This is a genomic window from Suicoccus acidiformans, from assembly GCF_003546865.1.
GTDB lineage: Bacteria > Bacillota > Bacilli > Lactobacillales > Aerococcaceae > Suicoccus > Suicoccus acidiformans.
In genome coordinates this window covers 1897176-1915432 of record NZ_CP023434.1, presented here as the reverse complement: position 1 = coordinate 1915432, position 18257 = coordinate 1897176, and the positions used below count along the sequence as shown (strand labels likewise).

Genomic DNA, 18257 nt, shown 5'->3' with positions numbered 1-18257 from the left:
ATTGTGTGCAGTTAGTTAATATAGGCTTGACATCAAGGAAGACACCACTTACATTGCGGGAGAAAATACACTTTGCGACTGAAGATTTAGCGACAGCAAATCAATCCTTAAGCCATTATAAGTCGGTATTGGAGAGTGTAATTCTTTCAACCTGTAACCGGACAGAGATATTTGCTTTAGCGGACCAACAACATACGGGCCAATATTATATTAAACATTTTATCGGTGAATGGTTTGGTGTGCCTTATGAGAGTCTTGAGCCTTATATTGAAATTCGCTATAACGAACATATGGTAGAGCATCTCTTTCTATTAATGACAGGAGCCCAATCTGATGTATTAGGAGAAACTCAAATTTTAGGACAAGTGCGTCAAGCCTATGGAGCTGCAAAGCAGGCAGGGACTACAGGTGTTATTTTGAACCATCTGTTTCAACAAGGAACAGCATTTGCTAAAGATATCCACAGTAAATATCAGTTGAACGAACATCCAAAATCTCTTTCCTATCAAGCAGTGGAGTTGATTCGGCAAAGCCCGAATCTAGAAAAGCAAACATTGACGCTGATTGGCCTTGGTCAAGTAGGAGAATTGGTGTTAACGTATTTGCAGGAGCTTCCATTAAAAAACATTATTCTGGTGAATCGAACGTATGCTAAGAGTGTGCGACATGTGTCTAATAATATTCAGGCACTCCCTTGGAATCAGTTAGACCAAGGTGTAAATCAAGCAGATATTGTTGTGACCGCTTTGGATAGTGTGGAACCTTTGATTGGTGCAGATTTATTCCCAGACGATAAGATAAAGACGGTATATGATTTAGGTGTGCCACGAAACGTACACCGGGATGTGGATGCTTTGCCCCAAATTCAAATTTACAATGTAGATCATATAAATCATTTACTGGATACCCACGCTGTTGAATTGGAGGAGAAAATTCACCTCATCCGTCAAGAAGTGTGGCAAGAGATTGAACAGTATTTCCAATGGCAGAACAATTTAGATGCAGTACCAATTGTCCAAGGTCTTCGTGAGAAGATGACAGACCATTTAGAGACTGTTGAAACGAGTCTGGAAAATAAATTACCGGATTTGTCCCCCAGGGAGAAAAAGGTTATATCTAAGCATTTAAAGAGTTTAGTAAATGCCATGTTAAAGGAGCCTGTAAAAGTGACTAAAGAGCTGATGGCTAGTCCTCAGCCACATGAAAAATTATCTTTTGTTGCAGATCTTTTTGGTTTGGAAATCACGGAGGAACAGAGTAAAGAAAAAGAGAGCATTAAAGTCGGTAGTAGAGGCAGTCAATTAGCTTTGAACCAAACCCGACGAGTGGTAGCAATGTTAGAAGAGAAGTTTCCGCAGGAAAGTTTTGAAATAATTATTATTCAAACAGAAGGGGATAAAGACCAATTCTCCAAATTATCGCAAATTGGAGGAAAGGGAGTCTTTGTAAAGCAGATTGAACAAGCTTTGCTTGATGGCAAGATTGATATGGCCGTTCATAGTTTAAAGGATGTACCCACAAAGTTAAGCTCAGGCACAATGTTAGCTGCTTTTCCCAAAAGGGCAAATGCATTTGATGTATTTATCTCAAGGGAATATCCTGAATTTAATCGTTTACCTATGGGTGCAAAAGTCGGAACGGGAAGCCTTCGCCGCATTAGTCAATTACGTCAATTACGACCTGACTTAAAATTTGTTGAAATTCGTGGGAATATCGATACCCGCTTAAATAAATTGAAAACCGAAGATTTGGATGCAATCATCTTAGCAATGGCAGGCATTGATCGTCTATCACTCATTAGTCAGGGAGATGGTTACTATACTGAGCTTTTCGATGTCGACACAATGGTCCCTGCTATTGGGCAAGGGTGCTTGGCTATTCAGATACGGTCAAACGACAGTCAGAATATGAAACGATTACAGGCGCTGAATCACGAGAAAAGCGAAATATGTGTCACAGCTGAACGGCAATATTTGCGACGATTTGGTGTAGATTGTCGCTATCCAATCGGAGCTTACTGTCAATTTACGGTATCAGGAGATTTGACGCTAATAGCTATGCTGGGAGATGAAACAGGTCAACAAATCATCCGTCAAACTTTTACACAAAGCGGAACGAATATTGATCCCGTGGATCTAGGGAACGCGGCCTTCGATGGGATTTCCCAAAACAGTAGCGTAGATGAGTGGGGACGATAATATGCCCAAAGTTGTATGGACTCAATCGCGTCCTTTAGAGGCTCGATTGGAAAAACGTCTAAAGAAACATGGTTGGGAAAGTGTTTGGTGTCCAGTCATTACGACGCAGTCTCATTACGAAAATCCAGCTTTTCAATGGCAAGATATTGATATAGTTTATCTTGTAAGTCAATGGTCCTGTGATTATTACGTAACTTATCTGGAGGAGAAGCAACTTCGTCCGGATGTAAGTTATTGGACCGTGGGAGCAAAGACGGCAGGATATGCAAAAGTGAACTATAATATAAACTGTCACTATCAGAGAGAGTGGAGAACCTCTCAAGATGTTTTTAGCTATCTTGCTAGTCACGAGTCTACTCAAACACTACTGGTTCCTATAAGTCAGAAGTCTATTGGAAAGTACTCCGTATTAGCTGAGAATATGTTGCCTGAATGGACTGTCATAGAATGGCAAGTTTATTATAATGGGCCATCGCCAGAGTCTATTCGACAATTAGCTTTAATTCAGCAATATTTGCGAACGGATGATTGTCTTGTGGTCGCGAGCGGTTCAGCCTGGGAACAAATCGCGTCAATTTGGGAAGCACCCTGTCCTGTTGTAAGTATCGGGCCAGTAACGAGTAAATATATTAAAAACCATGGAGGCCAGGTCACTTTTGAAGCAGAGTGTAGTACTTATGAGAGCATTGTTGACGGAATTGTAGGAGGAGAATGGAATGACGTATTTTAGAAGGCATCGTCGCTTAAGGAAACATCCCGGTTTAAGAGCGATGTTGCAAGAGAATCAACTTCGAATTCAAGATTTGATATATCCTATTTTTGTGAAGGAAGAAGGGGAGGGTGCGACAGAAATCCTTTCGATGCCAGGCATCTACCAGCATACTCTAGATAGCTTGGAAGAAGAAATCAAAGAAGTTCTTAGACTGGGAATTCCTGCGGTACTATTATTTGGTATACCGGCAGAAAAAGATGCTTTAGGTAGTCAAGCTTATGCATCGGATGGAATTATACAGCAAGCGATTCCAGTCATTAAGGCTTTAGCGCCCGATTTATTGGTGACTACAGATACTTGCCTGTGTGAATATACTGATCATGGGCATTGCGGTTGTTTAGATCATGCAGGGTATGTGCTCAATGATGAGTCTTTGGAACTGCATAAGAAAGCAGCTATTGCACAAGCTCGAGCTGGAGCAGATATTATCGCTCCTTCAAGTGCAATGGATGGGTTTGTACATGTTATTCGCCAAGGTTTGGATGAAGCAGGTTTTCCTCTTGTTCCGATTATGTCTTATGCGATTAAATATAGTTCAGCTTTTTATGGTCCGTTTCGTGATGCAGCGGATAGCGCACCAAGTTTCGGAGATCGCAAAACCTATCAGATGCCTGTTGCAAATCGCAGGGAAGCCATGAGAGAACTTGCGAGTGATATTGATGAGGGAGCGGATTTTGTCATGGTTAAACCAGCTCTAGCTTATATGGATATTATTCGAGATGTTAGGGAAAGAACAGATTTACCGATCGTTACCTACAATGTGTCTGGAGAGTTTTCGATGATTAAAGCCGCTAGCCAAAACGCTTGGATTGATGAAGAAAGTATTGTGATGGAGAGTTTGTTAGGTATGAAGCGAGCCGGGGCAGATTTGATTATTACATATTTTGCTAAGGATGTTGCTCGCTGGCTATCGGCAACAGAGTCTTAGGAGGATTTAATATGCTGAATGAAACCATTGCCATGCAACTTACGCACCGAACTGTTAGAGAGTATATTGATAAGCCAGTGGAAGAAGAAAAGATCTGGTCTTATTTAGAAGTCATGAACAGCACGTCACATTTAAATTTACAAAATTACTCTCTTATTCGTTTTACAGACGCTTATTTAAAAACAAAGCTTGCTGAAGTGACAGGAAAGAAATACATGGCTGCTGTACCAGAATTATGTATTTTTATTATTGATTTGTATCGCTCGAAATATGTTAATTGCAATCGAATCTGATGGCTTAGGTGGCATGCTAATGGGGATTGATTCATCCAATGTTGAGAAGGTCTCTGCTTTATTAAACTTACCAGAGCTAACCTATCCATTGCTCGGTCTAGGTTTTGGCTACACTGCACAAGAGACTGCTTTAACACCTAAGCCTGACCTAGCTTTTAAAGTAAGTGAGAATTATTATCAATCCATAAAAGAGAAAGCCGATAGCTTAGAAGCATTTGACAAGATTACATATGATAGACAAGTGGCAAAGGGCTATAAGAATCCAAAAAATTATAGTCAGCGAATTGCTCGACAAATAACGAAAGATCCTAATAGTACGCCTCGAGCTTATTTTGTGGATTATTTGAGACAAAGGGGCTTTGATGTTTAAGAGCTTAGTTAGATTGGAACATATAATGGAAATGAGCATAGAGAAACAATTAACACACCGATCTATCCGTAAATATAAGGATAGACCAGTGGAAGAAGAAAAGGTACAAATTTATCTTGAAGTGATGAACCGTACGGCTTGTCGGGGTATGCAAGGGTATTCGGTTATCCGTATCACGGACGAAAAGCTTAAAGAGGCTATTGGAGAGGCGATTCAACAAGAATACATAAAAAAGTTACCGGAACTATTAATTTTTATTATAGATTTATACCGATTTAAAGAGTTAACAGATAGACTCGCACCCGGAAAAGTTCAGCATTACTATTTCGATATTGCTTTTGTTGCGATAGGAGATATGTATTTAGCAGCCCAGAATATGATGAATGCCATTGAAACAGATGGTTTGGGAGGGCTTTTCCTGTCTACGGTCGCTGATAATTTACCGGAAATGAAGAAATTGTTAAATTTGCCGGAGCTAACATTGCCATTACTTGGTCTAGGCTTTGGTTATCCTGATGAAAACCCGGAGTTAAGTCCTCGTCTTCCGATAGAAGTTAAACTGAGTGAGAATACATATGAGCCCATTTCTCAAAAATTAGATGCACTCAAAATATATGATGAAGAACTTATCAGCTACTATCAAAAGCTTGGTAGGGAACACATTCAGACTTATAGTCAAATGGTTGCTAAAAGAATCACTGGGGAAGCCCCGCTTTACGCCTATTTGTTGAATGAATTAGAAGCTATGGGTGTAGATTTATGTATCAATGACTAATATGAAAATAAGAAGGAGTAATAACAATGAAATTAAAAAAGACACTTTCGTTAACAATCACTGCTTTATTGAGTTTATCCTTGATGACTTCAATCGACGCAGCGTCTCATTATCCTGTTGAAATAATAAATTATGATTATGCAAAAGAAGAGTCCGTAGAAGTTTACGAGAAAGCTCCAGAGAAGGTGCTTGCAGTTTATCAGAACTCTGTTGAGACGATGTTAGCCCTAGGTCTAGAAGATCATTTAGTTGGTGTTGCAGGTTTGGATCATGAGGTTAAACCTGAGTTACAAGCCTCTCTAGAGAAAGTAAATGTTCTATCGGATTATCAACCGGATAAGGAATCTGTATTGATGTTAGAACCGGATATGATTCTTTCTTGGTATTCTTTCTTTGGTGAGGATCACATGGGAGACGTTAAAGAATGGCATGATCGGGATGTGCATACTTATATGAGCAGTAACTCTGGGCCACTAGCAGAACGTACCGTGGAGAATGAGTATACCGATATTCTAAATTTAGGCCGTATCTTTGATGTAGAAGATCGAGCAGAAGAAATTGTCGAAGAAATGCGCGAAGAAATTGATAAGGTTGCGCAACATGCTAAAGATAGTGAACCAAGAACGGTTATGGTTATTGAGCAGTCTGGAGATTCTATTATGCTTTATGGAGAGAATACGCTTGGTGGCGATATGGTGAAGCAACTCGGAGCAGACTTAATTTCGACTGAAGCGTCTACAATCGGTGTTGAAGATATTGTCTCTATCAATCCGGATGTCATCTTCTCAGTATACTTCCTGGAAGAAGATGCAGTCTCAGGAGAGCAGGCAGCAGTGGAAGCTTTCAAAGATAATCCAGCTTTAGCGAATGTAGCTGCCGTTTCCAATAATGAAGTCTACGCTATCCCATTAGGTGAAATGTATTGCTCGGGTATTCGCACGATTGATGGTATTAAACGTTTAGCTCAAGGGATTTATCCAGAACTATACGAAGCTAATGAAGGCAATTAGAGTAAAACCAACGCTACTCATATTTGTTTTAGGTATTGCAGTGTTTATCGTAAGCATGGTAGCCGTAAGTTATGGTAGCACGGATGTGTCCTTTCAAGAAGTTTGGCAATATTTACTCATTAAAATCGGCTATTTACCTGAAGATTATTTAAGCAAAACCGTTCAGGATGTTATTTCTCTGATACGTTTACCAAGAGTTATTGCAGCTGTACTTGTCGGAATCGGACTTTCATATGCTGGAACAGTGATGCAAGCACTGGTTAGAAATCCGGTAGCAGATCCTTATACCTTGGGAATATCTTCTGGTGCCTACCTAGGAGCGGTGTTGGCTATTATGCTAGGCTTTGGTAAAAGTCAATTTGGATCTGAAGCGATAGGTATAAGTGCCTTCCTTGGTGCACTACTTATAGCGATTCTAGTACTGGTCATTGCTCAAATAGGCGGGCGAAGTAATACGATGAAATTACTTCTAACAGGGATGGCAGTGAGTTCTGCATCCCAAGCCATTGCTAATTTTATCGTTTTTCTAGCAAATGATCGAGAGGGCATGCGGACGGTAACTTTCTGGACGATGGGGAGTCTAGGAGGGGTGAACTGGGAAAGCAACCGTTTATTATTTATTATTGTGATTTCAGGTTTTGTATTTTTTGCTCTGTTTCATCGCTTGCTAGATTTGATGCTACTTGGAGATGAACAAGCTCTTACGTTAGGTGTTGATTTAGGTAAATATCGTATCATGTGCATACTTATTGTGTCGATAGTTGTAGGGTTTATCGTGAATGCGTCGGGTATTATAGGATTCATAGGATTAATTATCCCTCATTTTGCCAGAATGCTTGTGGGGACGAATCATAAGTATTTGTTGCCTGTCTCAAGTTTGCTAGGATCCATTGTGCTAGTTTTAGCGGACGTATTGTCACGCACCTTAATTAGTCATACAGAAATACCGATTGGAATCCTTATTTCATTAATAGGTGCTCCTGTATTTGTGTATATTCTCATTCGTCATACATATAAAGAAGGTGTTCAATGACTAATATTAAAGCCAGTAATATTCACCTAAATATTCGAGGGAAGGAAATTCTTAAAGATGTGTCAATCGATGTCAAGGAGGAACAATTTGTAGGTATTATCGGGCCTAATGGTTCAGGTAAAAGCACGCTCTTAAAAACTATCTATCGTTCTTTAAATCCTGATAAAGGATCAGTTCGAATAAAAGGTGACGATATTCAAAAATTAAGTTATAAGGAAAGTGCTCAGCAGATTGCGACGGTAGAACAGAATAATGAGATAAATTTTGATATGACGGTAGAGAGCATAGTATTGATGGGACGCACTCCCTATAAATCTATCTTTCAATCAGAAAAACCAGAAGATTACCAGTATTGCCAGGAAGCTTTGCGAAGGGTTGGTCTTGTGAATTATGACCAACGTTTATTTTCAAGTTTGTCAGGTGGTGAGCGTCAACGAGTTTATATTGCTAGAGCATTGTGTCAAGATACGGACATTTTACTTCTTGATGAGCCGACAAATCACCTAGATATTAAATATCAATTGAAGATTCTAAGAAGCTTAAAGGCTCTGAATAAAAGTATTTTAGTTACTTTGCACGATTTAAATTTAGCTGCTATGTTTTGTGACTATATCTATCTAATGGATGAAGGCTGTATTCGGTTCGAAGGAAAGCCTGAGGATGTTTTAACTAAGGATAATATTGCTAATGTGTATGGTGTGGATGTGGATATATTGACTACAGAGTATGGACTTCGATTGATCTATCGGTAGTGTACGATGATAGATAGGTGATCTATACCGTTTGTTAGACACACTGATAATTTTATAATATTTTCTCGATTGTCAATTTAAGTTAGAAATTTTTACACTATATTATGAGTGATTGAACTTGGTGACATACTTATGCTAACCACCTTAAACAACCCCCTTCATCAAACTCCTGACTGGTCAAGAGGAAAAGCGCTAGCGACTCTGGAGGAGCCAGGTGCTTGATGAAACCATATTCTTAAGTGGCTGGCATAATAGCCAGGTGTTTGATCCAAAAGTTGGGCCAAGAAAACCTCTAGGGGAGTGTAGTCGTTAAGAGATTTACGTGGAATGATATGTCGCTTGAAGGTTACTTCCTTAAGAAAGTATTCATCCACTTCATTAAAATCAGTACCTTTAGGCAGACCTTCTCTTCTTAACCATCCGTTAGAATGCTCATTCCGTTCTCTTTGAGATGGGCATCCTAGGTCTGCAAAGAAGATGTCGATATTAAATTCATTGCTTAAGTCTTTCCAGTTAGAAAACTCTTTGCCATTGTCCAAAGTCAGAGATTTAACCAAACGGTAAGGGATTTAAGGAAGAAACGCCTCAATGAATCCGTTACTTGACATGCTTTACGACCTTCTGTCTTCAGGGTGATTGCTAATTTACTTATTCGTTCCACTCGTGTAATGGCCGCACTTTGGTGGTTCTTACCAACGATAGTATCCCCTTCAATCAGGATAAGCCTCTTGACGCTGTTCTAGTCTTCTACGGTCATTTGGACGGCCCCTCGTTTCAACATGCTGATTCGCTTTTCGTTTACCTTGCATGGGTAAATCTCTGACATCAAAAGCAGGGTCATCTTGGAAGCGACGGCAAAGTGTTTTTGCACAGCAATTCAAGTCAATTTCCTGGCGTCCAATCATCACGTCCGGTGACCACCCTTGTGACTCCCGGTCATTGTTATAGGTGATTTGATCTTCTGTGAACTGCTTCTTCTTAGAGCCACACTTAGATTTGTTAGCTTTGTAGCGTTCATAATAGTCGATGATAGTCCCACCATCGTCTAAATAATGATAGACATTATAGATGGTTTGAGCAGATCTTCTTAACTTTTTAGCGACTATGTAAGCTTTTTCGCCAATTTCGTAATAGTTTTCTATCCAAGTCAGTTCTTTCGTGGTAAGATGTGTGCAGGCCATTTTGTGTCTACTCCTTTATTTATGATTGGACTCATAAATAGTGTAGCACAAATGGTCTTATTTGTTTTTTCTAGCTTAATTTTACAATTCAGGTTTACAAAAATGTATCGTAAGCGGTCGATAATCAGGTAACTTGATAATTCTCTGACAACCTGGACACCAAAACCAAGGATCTCAAGCAATTTACAGAAAGTCTAAATAAAATTGCCCGTTAGAAAGTTAAGCTCTCTAACGGGCATTGCTTTGTTATTATGATTCTTTTTTACCGAGTTTTTCTTTTACATAATCAGACCATGGTAAATAAGCCTGTAGACGGTCGAGTAAAGTTCCCTCGGCATACAGGGTGGGTAATTCTTCTAAGAGCAGTTGGAAATAAGCCACCGGAGAGAGGCCGTTCAAGTCAGCTGTCACTTTCAAAGATAGGATGATGCCAGAAGCTTGAGCTCCTTGCAGGCTGGATGAAAAGAGCCAATTCTTCCTGCCGATGACCAGTTCTTTGATGGACCTTTCTGCCAGATTATTGCTTAGCTCTAAGCGACTGTCCTTGAGGACATTCATAAAGTATTCTTTATGCTTGGTCGCATAAGCAATGGCTTTGGAGAGTTTGCCTGTTGTCGCTTGGTAACTGTAGGGTTCGATTAAATCGAACAAGTTGGTCAACACCACAGACAGTTCCTCTTGGCGTAATTGAAACCTTTCTTCAGCCGGCAAATCTCTCCAAGATTTCTCTAAGGCAAAAGCTTGGTCGCAGTAGGCAACCGCTTGAGCCGCAACTGAATCAGGAGGGGCATTGCTGGGCAGGCTCTCATAGAACTTGCGACGAAGGTGGGCAAAGCATCCCACTACCGTGATCTCATCCGGCAGATTCAAATAGGCGCTGTACATGTCCGAATGGAGATGGCCCTTGAAATCAGCTAAGAATTCCTGAGGCACCCGATGAGCTCGTGATTCATCGTGTAGATAGATTGCCACGGGGTGGGCCTCATGACGGCCAGATTGAAAGAGCCAATAATAAGTATTGGTTTTATCGCTTTCAATCACTCGATAGCTGGTTTCATCGGCATGAATAATGTCTTGGGATAGAAGCTCCTTGGCCAATTCTTCCCAAAGATAACCAAAGTAATATTGGGCACACAGAATATGCCACCGATTAATCTGTTGGCGATTAATCGGTAGCCCTCCCTCTTTCCAGACCTTTTCTTGCCGATAAGCGGGAACTTTGAGGACATACTTCTGTTGAATGGTTTGAGCGATCACCGAAGCAGACCCCAGACTATTTTGAATCGGGGCTTTTGGAACAGGAGCTTTGACGATTACATCTTGAGGCTCCTCTTCTGAGCAAGTTAAGCACTTGTAAGAGGTCCCATAATGGACTTGTTTTTCATAATGAGCAGGCTGGTAGACTACTTCTTCCCGGACCTTGGTCTTGCCAATTTCCACCATTTCGTCTTGACAACAAGGACAGGTCTTATCCTCTAACTTATGGACCACTGGAACTTCTTCGAACTGTTCCAAGACTTTGCGCTTTTGTCCTTTTTGTTTCTTTCTCTTTTTAGGAACTACCAGGTCTTCTTCATCTGGCAAGTCTGGAGATTCTTCAATGGGAGGCACCCCATCAAATAAAGATAGCTGACCGTCTGCGACCTGATGGGTCTCTTTGGACCGGCCAAAGAGTTTGTGGCGCAGGTACTGATTCTCCTCATTCTTCAAGTGGAGTTCTTGTTGGAGTAACTCTAATTGCTTAGCGAGTTGTTCATGACGGACAAGTAATTCTTCTCGTTCTGAAAGCAATTCCTCGCGTGTTAAGGTATCAACCATATCTGGGGCACCTCCTCCTTAAATAGATACCCCTATTCTACTAGATTTGCTTCCAAAAAGCAGCCACTAAAACACTAATAAAATAACTTTTTTGACGAAACTGAGATTGAAGATTTAAGGGGAAAGCCCTTTAATAACCTGGTCACCTCCATCAAACTCATGGGCTCTAAGCAGGCTTGATTAGCTCTGGGCCAGTGGACCTTACCATTCTCCAATCGTTTATAGATTAACTGAAAGCCTTCACCATCCCAATGTAGAATTTTGAAACGATCGGAGCGACTACCGCAAAAGAAGTAGTAAGCCCCATCAAAAGGGTCGTGATTAAAATCATGTTGAAGGAGAATTGCTAAGGTGTCGATCCCTTTACGCAGGTCAGTCTTACCATAGACGATGTAATAACTGTCTTCTTCAGTTAGTCGAATCAAAAAATCATCTCCTTTCTATTACTTATAGAATAATGGAGATGATTTAAATTTGATAGATACCTCATAATAGACCGCTTACAATGTATCAAATAGAGGTTAGAGAATACTCATTTGATACATTTTTGTTATTATGTTGAACTTTTTGTAAACGTTGACATTTGTTTGTTGATAAAATAGAATGAATATATATAAAATGAGAATAGAGGTGGACGCTTGTCAGAGAAAAAAGAACGAAAAATATTTGAATCTGTACCCGGCAAGCAAGTAACAATGTCACATGTCATTGCAGGGCCTGACGAGAGAGTTTTTGATAAATTAGGCTTTGATAGAAAAGATGGTGTGAGTGCTTTAGGTATTTACACTGTGACACCTGGAGAAGCAGCTATTATAGCTGCAGATATTGCAAAGAAAACCGGAGAAGTAGAGATTGGTTACGTAGATCGTTTTAGTGGTTCAATGATAATTATGGGGGATGTATCATCTGTTCAAACTGCTTTGCAATCGGCTAATAATTTTCTCAGTACAAACCTTGGATTTGCTACTTCGGCAATTACAAGAACATGATAGAAGGTGAGAAATTGGACAAAATTATGTTAGTTGGGCCAGTCGGCGCTGGGAAAACAACACTAAAGCAGGCTTTAGATGGGCAGCCTTTAGAATACAGTAAGACTCAAGCCGTAGAATATGAAGGGCGTATTATTGATACACCAGGAGAATTCATTCAGCATCGGCGATTTTATAATTCTTTACAAAATTTATCAACCGATGCGAGCATTATTTGTCTAGTGTTGCCGGCTAATCTTACAGGACAAGTCTACTCTCCAACTTTTGCAATGCTATTTAGCGTTCCAGTTATTGGTGTCATCACAAAGATAGATTTATCTACCGTAGAAGATATTGAGCAAGCAGAATTTGAATTAAAACAAGCAGGTGCAGAGCGAATATTCTCTATTTCTTCTATCGAAGGAACAGGGCTGATAGAACTTAAAGATTTTCTGGAAAGAGGGGTCGGTTAAATGCAATTATATACAAGAACAGGTGATAAAGGTTATACAAGTATTATTGGCGGTCAAAAGGTCGCTAAAGATTCCAATCGAGTCATTGCATACGGTACGTTGGATGAATTAAATAGCATTGTTGGAATTGCAGTCTCTTTGATTCAAGAAGATGAGGTGCTTTCTGACGATTTGCAGCAAATTCAACAGTTTCTATTTGATTGTGGGTCAGATATTGCAACACCTCATGGTTATGCTGAATATAGATTGAATAAAGATCATACATTATGGCTTGAGAGCCGAGTTGATTATTATTCGGATAAGGCACCAAGTGTCCAATCTTTCATTCTTCCCGGAGGGACAACTTTAGCGAGTGTTCTTCACTTTGCAAGGACGGTTGCTCGAAGAGCAGAAAGAGATATTGTGCACTTTCAATGGGATAATGATATGAATTCTGAGGTTGTAAGATTTGTAAATCGTTTATCGGATTATTTTTATGCAATTGCAAGATATGTGAATGCAAATGAAAGTAAAGATGATGTGTTTTATGAGCGGAGTGGAAAGGTTTTTCATCAAATTACAAAAGAGGACATTGATGATTTTAAGTAATTCAATTTTTCACAATTATCAGTTGACAAAGCAAAAATATAAGGGTATTATGAAAACAGTTACAGAACACAACGATGTGTTTGGAAAGTGCAATGAAGCCATAAGTTAACGAGACCACTGACATTTAATACAGGGGTGAGTTTAACTTGTGGCTTTTTTGTTGGAAAGGAGAATGAAATGATAACAATAAAATTTGACACTAAAATTCATATTGGCGATGATAGTCTGACGATTTTGAATGATTTCAAAGACGAGAACATTATCATTATTTCAGATAACTTTATTTCTTCTTCGCCATTTATGGATACTTTGACAAGTCAAATTGACCGATCCTGTGAAGTACGTATTTTTGATGAAGTTCAGCCGGATCCTCCGATTGAAAATTTGGTTTCAGGATTAGAGATGGTTTCTGAGTTCTCGCCAACAATTTTTATTGCTTTTGGTGGTGGCTCAGCGATAGATGCTGGAAAAGGGATTTACTTTTTTGCTAAACGTATGGGGATGCTTTCTGGTAATATCCCATTCATAGTTGTTCCTACAACTAGTGGTACCGGCTCTGAGGTTACAAATTTTTCCATCATAACTGACCAAGAATTAGGTGTGAAGTATCCGTTAGTGACGGATGAAATTCAACCGACAGATGCTATCTTAGTTGTTGACTTTGTGGAAAGTTTACCGCCTAATCAAACGGCTGATACCGGTGTAGATGTATTAACACATGCGATTGAAGCATATGTTTCTACGGCTTCTACAGAAATATCAGATGCTCTAGCGGAGAAAGCTATTAAATATGTATTCGAATATTTACCAAGAGCCTACCGTGATGGAAGTGACCGAGAAGCTAGAGAGAAGATGCATATTGCATCTACAATGGCTGGTATGGCCTTTAATCAAGCCTCGTTAGGTTTAAATCATGGTATCGCCCACGCAGCAGGAGCTAGATTACATATCCCTCATGGACGCTTAAATGGTATTTTATTAACAGAGGTTATTCGCTTCAATAGTGGATTAGTGGGAAATCAATTGCATACGGAAGTTGCAGATAGATATCGTCAAATTGCAGGTTTTCTTGACTTAAATGCAGTGAGTCCGAGTATCGGCACACGAAGTCTAATCAATGAGATTACCAAACTACTAAAATCAACAGAACGTCCCTTGAGTCTTTCAGGTTTTGGTATTGATAAAGCAAAGCTAGAAAACTATATTAATGAAATCGCTAAAGATGCATTGTTAGATGCTTGTACTGATACCAATCCAATTGAGCCTTCCGAGGAAGATGTTATTGCGATACTCAAGAATGTTTTTTAGTAGGTGATATCATTGTCAAAAGAAAGAGTCATACAGGAATATGTGCCTGGTAAACAGGCAACTTTAGTTCATATTATTGCTAATCCTGACGAAGAATTAAAACAAAAAATCGGTATTCATAATCGCTCACACAATGCGATAGGGATTATGCTTATAACACCTAGCGAGGCAGCAATAATAGCGGTTGATATAGCAGTAAAGACGGCGGAAGTTGAAATTGAATATATGGATCGATTTACAGGATCACTTATCATCAGTGGAACTTTAGATTCGGTCAAAGCTGCTCTTTCAGCGGCGATTCAACTTCTTTCTGACGAATTGCATTATGATATTAACCCAATGAGCATTAGTTAGGATATTTGAGGTGATGATATGAGTAGAATTCTCATCGTAGATGATGAACCTTTGATTAGACTAGATATACGAGACATTCTCGAAACATCAGGGTATGAAGTTGTGGGAGAAGCGACAGATGGCTTTGAAGCAATTTCTAAGAGTAAGGAATATAAACCTGACTTAGTATTAATGGATATTAAGATGCCACTGTTAGATGGGTTAACGGCTTCGAAAAAAATTCTTGAAGACGGTTCCGCCTCTGGGATTATCTTATTGACAGCATATAGTGATAAGGAATTTATTGAGAAAGCAAAAGAGTACAAAATGCTAGGATACCTCGTTAAACCAATTCGTGAGCATGCTTTAATTCCAATGGTTGAATTATCACTCGAAAATAGCAGGCATTTTACTGCTTTATCTCAAGAAATACAACAACTAAAGAAAAATCTTAGTGATCGTAAAGTTATTGAACAAGCCAAGGGTATTATAATGAAGTTAGAAAATATTACTGAAGACGAAGCATATCAGAAAATAAGGAAATTAAGTATGGATAAACGAACTACAATGATAGAAATTGCAGAAACATTGGTATTACTCGATGAGTAATCAACAAATTAATAGTAATATCAAGGAGCTTTGTGAAAAATACACCTCGTTAAATACCAAAGAAATTAATTATCTTATAAGCTATGCCAATAATTTACCGATTGAGAAAGATTATTTGACTTACGATATTTTCATCGATGCTTGGGATAAAATTTCACAACAAGCGATTGTTGTATGGCACCGACGTCCAATTAAAGGTCAGTCATTATATGATGGAAACGTTGTTGGTAAACACGCTTTGATTCAAGACGAACCTGGTCCAATTAGAACTCTACAAACTGGAATGCCCTCGGTCAATTTGATGGCGATTTCTCAGGAAGGAGCTACCATTAAACAGACTTCGTTCCCGATAGAGTTTGGCGATAAGACGATTGCGGTATTAATACTTGAAACCAGTTTGAAAGATGACGAGCTCGTGTCAAAGAATCATACCAAAAAGTCGAAACTAACGATAACGAAAGATACATTTGACTATATCTTTAATGCAATTCAGGATATAGTTCTGGTCTTTAATTCAGATGGATTCTTAATAGCTAATAATAAAATTGCTGATCAATTTTATCATGATATAGGCTATATGGATCCTATACAACAGATGCATTTTAATAATCTATCATTAAATGAACATAGATTTGAAGATGTAAAAAAACTTTTGAAATATGGGATTTATGAAGGGCAAAGTAGTTTCTGGAATTATTATGTTGATTTTAAGTACTGTGAGTCTCCAGGTGGCCTTTATGTAGTTATTATGACAAATAGATCTCAGGAGAAACTTTTAGAAAATGAGATAAATAATGAACTGGTTACGATACGAGAGGTTCATCATCGGGTTAAGAATAATTTACAGACGGTAGTATCCCTTTTGAGATTACAGCTCCATAGAACATCAACAGATGAAGCAGCAAAAGCTTTAAGCGAGAGTATTAATCGTATTTTGGCAACTTCTACAACACATGATATTCTTTCTGAGAGTAATACAGGAGATGTAATTAATATTAAAGCTGTTATAAATTCTGTAGTAGATAACTTAATGTATTCTCATGCAGTGAAAGGTTATATCACAATAGAGAAGAATATAGACGACCTCTTGCTAGATTTTGAGATGGCTGTCCCACTAGCCTTAATTATTAATGAGCTAGTCCAAAACTCATTAGAGCATGCTTTTCGTAGTTTTGATGAGGAGCAGCAGGCTCGAATAGAAGTATCGATTAAATCCGATCAAGAGTTAATTCAGATGATTGTATCAGATAATGGAAGTGGAATTAATTTTTCAAATGATAATCACAAAAACTTAGGTTTACAAATTGTCGAAAGTTTTGTGAATAGTAAGTTGAATGGTTTGATTGTTTATGAACCAAATCATCCTGGAACACGGGTGAAGATAAATTTCAAGAATACTATAGAGTGAGAAGTGATTGAATGGCTAATTTACTAAGCGTAGGGATTGATATTGGGACATCTACAAGTCAGATGGTGCTCTCGAGGCTAAAAGTTGAAAACACATCATCATCTTTTACAATCCCTACCATCGAAATAACAGATAAAGAAGTGATATATAAAAGCGATATAATTTTCACACCTATAAATAGAGACAATTTAATTGACTCCAAAAGCATTCAGGACTTCGTCAGTGAACAATATCGTAAAGCCGATGTTAAGCCTGATGAAATCGAAACAGGAGCAATTATCATTACTGGGGAAACTGTTCGAAAAGAGAACTCTCGAGCGGTAGCGGATGCCTTAAGTGGTTTAGCAGGAGATTTTGTTGTGGCTACCGCAGGGCCGGAACTTGAGAGTGTCATTGCTGGAAAAGGTTCTGGCTCATACTCTTATTCAAAAAATCATCATACTTCTACGATAAATTATGACATAGGTGGTGGTACGACAAACCTAGTGATTTTCCAGGATGGGGTAACAGTAGACACAACATGTTTCGATATAGGCGGTCGACTAATTCGAGTGGATAACAGCCAGAACGTAACATATATTTCTCCGAAATATCAAGATATAATTCGACAGGAGAATATATCGATTCATATGGGCGAACCATTAAATAATACCGAGCTAAACAAATTATTCGACATATTAATCGAAGTCCTAGAGAATGCTGCAGGTATTGGAGAGAAAAGTAAATATTACAATATGCTCTTAACCAATAACGATTTCAGCAATTACATTACACCTGAAGTAATATCGTTTTCAGGCGGAGTTGCTGATGCTGTTTATGGCAATAATAAATCAGTTCAAGAATTTGAGTACGGGGATATTGGTGTCTTATTTGGAAGATATATCCCTAAGTCGAAATTATTCGAGACATATGATGTTTATGAAACAGAAGAGACAATCAGAGCGACAGTTGTTGGAGCGGGTTCGCATACAACAGATGTTAGTGGCAGTACAATTCTTTATCACGGGGATATCTTCCCGATGAAGAATGTTCCAGTGATTAGATTCTCTCGTGAAGAGCAGAATGCAAAAGATTTAGTCTCTATTATGAAAAATAAATATGAATGGTTTAAAGTCGAAGAAGAGAAGCAAGTAGTAGCATTTGCTTTTGAAGGTATCAAAAATCCGAGTTTTAATGAGGTTCAAGAATTTTCAGAGACGCTTTTGTCTGGTTTACAAGATTTAATAACAGAGAACTTCCCGATTATTATTATCTTACGTGAAGATATGGCTAAAGCGTTGGGACATAGTTTTAAAGCAAAGTTACCGAAAGATTATGAATTTATTTGCATGGATAGTGTTGCTGTGAATGATGGAGATTATATAGACATTGGTAAACCAATATCAGGTGGTCGAGCAATACCAATTGTCATAAAAACATTGGCCTTTAGCTAAAGTAATG

The 18257-nt window shown here is 38.8% G+C and carries 19 protein-coding genes and 1 pseudogene; 17 read left to right on the top strand and 3 right to left on the bottom strand.

All coding sequences use genetic code 11. The annotated features are described in order from the left end of the window. The first annotated feature begins 5 nt into the window (after positions 1 to 5). Genes hemC through CL176_RS08955 form a run of 9 tightly spaced genes read left to right on the top strand, consistent with a single transcriptional unit; the run spans position 6 to position 8131 of the window. Positions 6 to 2198 carry a hydroxymethylbilane synthase gene (gene hemC, locus CL176_RS08995; RefSeq protein ID WP_162890922.1) on the top strand — a complete coding sequence of 731 codons (2193 nt, stop codon included), beginning with the start codon at positions 6 to 8 and terminating at the stop codon, positions 2196 to 2198. Between the two features lies 1 nt (position 2199). Next, positions 2200 to 2928 (top strand): uroporphyrinogen-III synthase, encoded by a 729-nt coding sequence (locus CL176_RS08990; protein ID WP_162890921.1) that lies wholly within the window; start codon positions 2200 to 2202, stop codon positions 2926 to 2928. Further along, positions 2915 to 3898 carry a porphobilinogen synthase gene (hemB, locus tag CL176_RS08985; RefSeq protein WP_118991008.1) on the top strand — a complete coding sequence of 328 codons (984 nt, stop codon included), beginning with the start codon at positions 2915 to 2917 and terminating at the stop codon, positions 3896 to 3898. The genes CL176_RS08990 and hemB overlap by 14 nt, the downstream gene beginning before the upstream one ends. Before the next feature lie 11 nt (positions 3899 to 3909). Further along, positions 3910 to 4191: a nitroreductase family protein gene (locus tag CL176_RS08980; RefSeq protein ID WP_118991007.1), complete on the top strand. Its 282-nt coding sequence runs from the start codon at positions 3910 to 3912 to the stop codon at positions 4189 to 4191. Next, a complete protein-coding gene (locus CL176_RS08975; protein ID WP_162890920.1) occupies positions 4169 to 4561 on the top strand; it encodes a nitroreductase family protein in 393 nt (130 codons plus the stop codon). The genes CL176_RS08980 and CL176_RS08975 overlap by 23 nt, the downstream gene beginning before the upstream one ends. Beyond that, entirely contained in the window at positions 4554 to 5336 is a 783-nt protein-coding gene (locus tag CL176_RS08970) for a nitroreductase family protein (protein ID WP_118991005.1), read from the top strand. Before CL176_RS08975 ends, CL176_RS08970 begins: the two co-directional genes overlap by 8 nt. 26 nt (positions 5337 to 5362) lie before the next feature. Next, complete coding sequence (locus tag CL176_RS08965) at positions 5363 to 6346, top strand: ABC transporter substrate-binding protein (RefSeq protein WP_118991004.1); 984 nt, start codon at positions 5363 to 5365, stop codon at positions 6344 to 6346. Beyond that, positions 6333 to 7379, top strand: a complete 1047-nt coding sequence (locus CL176_RS08960) for a FecCD family ABC transporter permease (protein ID WP_118991003.1) — start codon at positions 6333 to 6335, stop codon at positions 7377 to 7379. Before CL176_RS08965 ends, CL176_RS08960 begins: the two co-directional genes overlap by 14 nt. Further along, positions 7376 to 8131 (top strand): ABC transporter ATP-binding protein, encoded by a 756-nt coding sequence (locus CL176_RS08955; protein ID WP_118991002.1) that lies wholly within the window; start codon positions 7376 to 7378, stop codon positions 8129 to 8131. Before CL176_RS08960 ends, CL176_RS08955 begins: the two co-directional genes overlap by 4 nt. Before the next feature lie 278 nt (positions 8132 to 8409). Here CL176_RS08955 and CL176_RS08950 read toward each other — a convergent pair. The 3 genes and pseudogenes from CL176_RS08950 to tnpB form a co-directional block, all read right to left on the bottom strand. Continuing rightward, positions 8410 to 9312 (bottom strand): annotated as a pseudogene (locus CL176_RS08950) (IS30 family transposase); the annotation flags it as partial. A gap of 249 nt (positions 9313 to 9561) precedes the next feature. Beyond that, positions 9562 to 11130 carry an IS66 family transposase gene (tnpC, locus tag CL176_RS08945; RefSeq protein WP_205528099.1) on the bottom strand — a complete coding sequence of 523 codons (1569 nt, stop codon included), beginning with the start codon at positions 11128 to 11130 and terminating at the stop codon, positions 9562 to 9564. Positions 11131 to 11204: 74 nt separating this feature from the next. Next, positions 11205 to 11555, bottom strand: coding sequence for an IS66 family insertion sequence element accessory protein TnpB (gene tnpB / locus CL176_RS08940; RefSeq protein ID WP_118990190.1), 351 nt, complete (start codon positions 11553 to 11555; stop codon positions 11205 to 11207). 270 nt (positions 11556 to 11825) lie between these two features. Between tnpB and CL176_RS08935 the strand changes: the two genes are divergently transcribed. The 8 genes from CL176_RS08935 (at position 11826) to eutA (ending at position 18250) form a co-directional block, all read left to right on the top strand. Continuing rightward, complete coding sequence (locus tag CL176_RS08935) at positions 11826 to 12119, top strand: BMC domain-containing protein (RefSeq protein WP_118991613.1); 294 nt, start codon at positions 11826 to 11828, stop codon at positions 12117 to 12119. A 14-nt stretch (positions 12120 to 12133) separates the two neighbouring features. Then, a complete protein-coding gene (locus CL176_RS08930; RefSeq protein ID WP_118991001.1) occupies positions 12134 to 12571 on the top strand; it encodes a EutP/PduV family microcompartment system protein in 438 nt (145 codons plus the stop codon). Continuing rightward, positions 12572 to 13159: a cob(I)yrinic acid a,c-diamide adenosyltransferase gene (locus CL176_RS08925; protein WP_118991000.1), complete on the top strand. Its 588-nt coding sequence runs from the start codon at positions 12572 to 12574 to the stop codon at positions 13157 to 13159. 177 nt (positions 13160 to 13336) lie between these two features. Next, positions 13337 to 14467, top strand: a complete 1131-nt coding sequence (locus CL176_RS08920) for a 1-propanol dehydrogenase PduQ (protein WP_118990999.1) — start codon at positions 13337 to 13339, stop codon at positions 14465 to 14467. Between the two features lie 12 nt (positions 14468 to 14479). After that, a complete protein-coding gene (locus tag CL176_RS12335) occupies positions 14480 to 14821 on the top strand; it encodes a BMC domain-containing protein (RefSeq protein ID WP_205528106.1) in 342 nt (113 codons plus the stop codon). Positions 14822 to 14839: 18 nt separating this feature from the next. After that, positions 14840 to 15409 carry an ANTAR domain-containing response regulator gene (locus CL176_RS08915; RefSeq protein WP_162890918.1) on the top strand — a complete coding sequence of 190 codons (570 nt, stop codon included), beginning with the start codon at positions 14840 to 14842 and terminating at the stop codon, positions 15407 to 15409. After that, a complete protein-coding gene (locus tag CL176_RS08910) occupies positions 15402 to 16817 on the top strand; it encodes a histidine kinase N-terminal domain-containing protein (protein WP_118990998.1) in 1416 nt (471 codons plus the stop codon). The genes CL176_RS08915 and CL176_RS08910 overlap by 8 nt, the downstream gene beginning before the upstream one ends. Before the next feature lie 11 nt (positions 16818 to 16828). Continuing rightward, entirely contained in the window at positions 16829 to 18250 is a 1422-nt protein-coding gene (gene eutA, locus CL176_RS08905; protein WP_118990997.1) for an ethanolamine ammonia-lyase reactivating factor EutA, read from the top strand. Positions 18251 to 18257 lie beyond the last annotated feature (7 nt).

Coding starts and splice junctions, on each gene's coding strand:
- CL176_RS08990 (WP_162890921.1), top strand. CDS start 2,200: ATGCCCAAAGTTGTATGGACTCAATCGCGTCCTTTAGAGGCTCGATTG.
- hemB (WP_118991008.1), top strand. CDS start 2,915: ATGACGTATTTTAGAAGGCATCGTCGCTTAAGGAAACATCCCGGTTTA.
- CL176_RS08980 (WP_118991007.1), top strand. CDS start 3,910: ATGCTGAATGAAACCATTGCCATGCAACTTACGCACCGAACTGTTAGA.
- CL176_RS08975 (WP_162890920.1), top strand. CDS start 4,169: ATGTTAATTGCAATCGAATCTGATGGCTTAGGTGGCATGCTAATGGGG.
- CL176_RS08970 (WP_118991005.1), top strand. CDS start 4,554: ATGTTTAAGAGCTTAGTTAGATTGGAACATATAATGGAAATGAGCATA.
- CL176_RS08965 (WP_118991004.1), top strand. CDS start 5,363: ATGAAATTAAAAAAGACACTTTCGTTAACAATCACTGCTTTATTGAGT.
- CL176_RS08960 (WP_118991003.1), top strand. CDS start 6,333: ATGAAGGCAATTAGAGTAAAACCAACGCTACTCATATTTGTTTTAGGT.
- CL176_RS08955 (WP_118991002.1), top strand. CDS start 7,376: ATGACTAATATTAAAGCCAGTAATATTCACCTAAATATTCGAGGGAAG.
- tnpC (WP_205528099.1), bottom strand. CDS start 11,130: ATGGTTGATACCTTAACACGCGAGGAATTGCTTTCAGAACGAGAAGAA.
- CL176_RS08935 (WP_118991613.1), top strand. CDS start 11,826: ATGTCACATGTCATTGCAGGGCCTGACGAGAGAGTTTTTGATAAATTA.
- CL176_RS08925 (WP_118991000.1), top strand. CDS start 12,572: ATGCAATTATATACAAGAACAGGTGATAAAGGTTATACAAGTATTATT.
- CL176_RS08920 (WP_118990999.1), top strand. CDS start 13,337: ATGATAACAATAAAATTTGACACTAAAATTCATATTGGCGATGATAGT.
- CL176_RS08915 (WP_162890918.1), top strand. CDS start 14,840: ATGAGTAGAATTCTCATCGTAGATGATGAACCTTTGATTAGACTAGAT.
- CL176_RS08910 (WP_118990998.1), top strand. CDS start 15,402: ATGAGTAATCAACAAATTAATAGTAATATCAAGGAGCTTTGTGAAAAA.
- eutA (WP_118990997.1), top strand. CDS start 16,829: ATGGCTAATTTACTAAGCGTAGGGATTGATATTGGGACATCTACAAGT.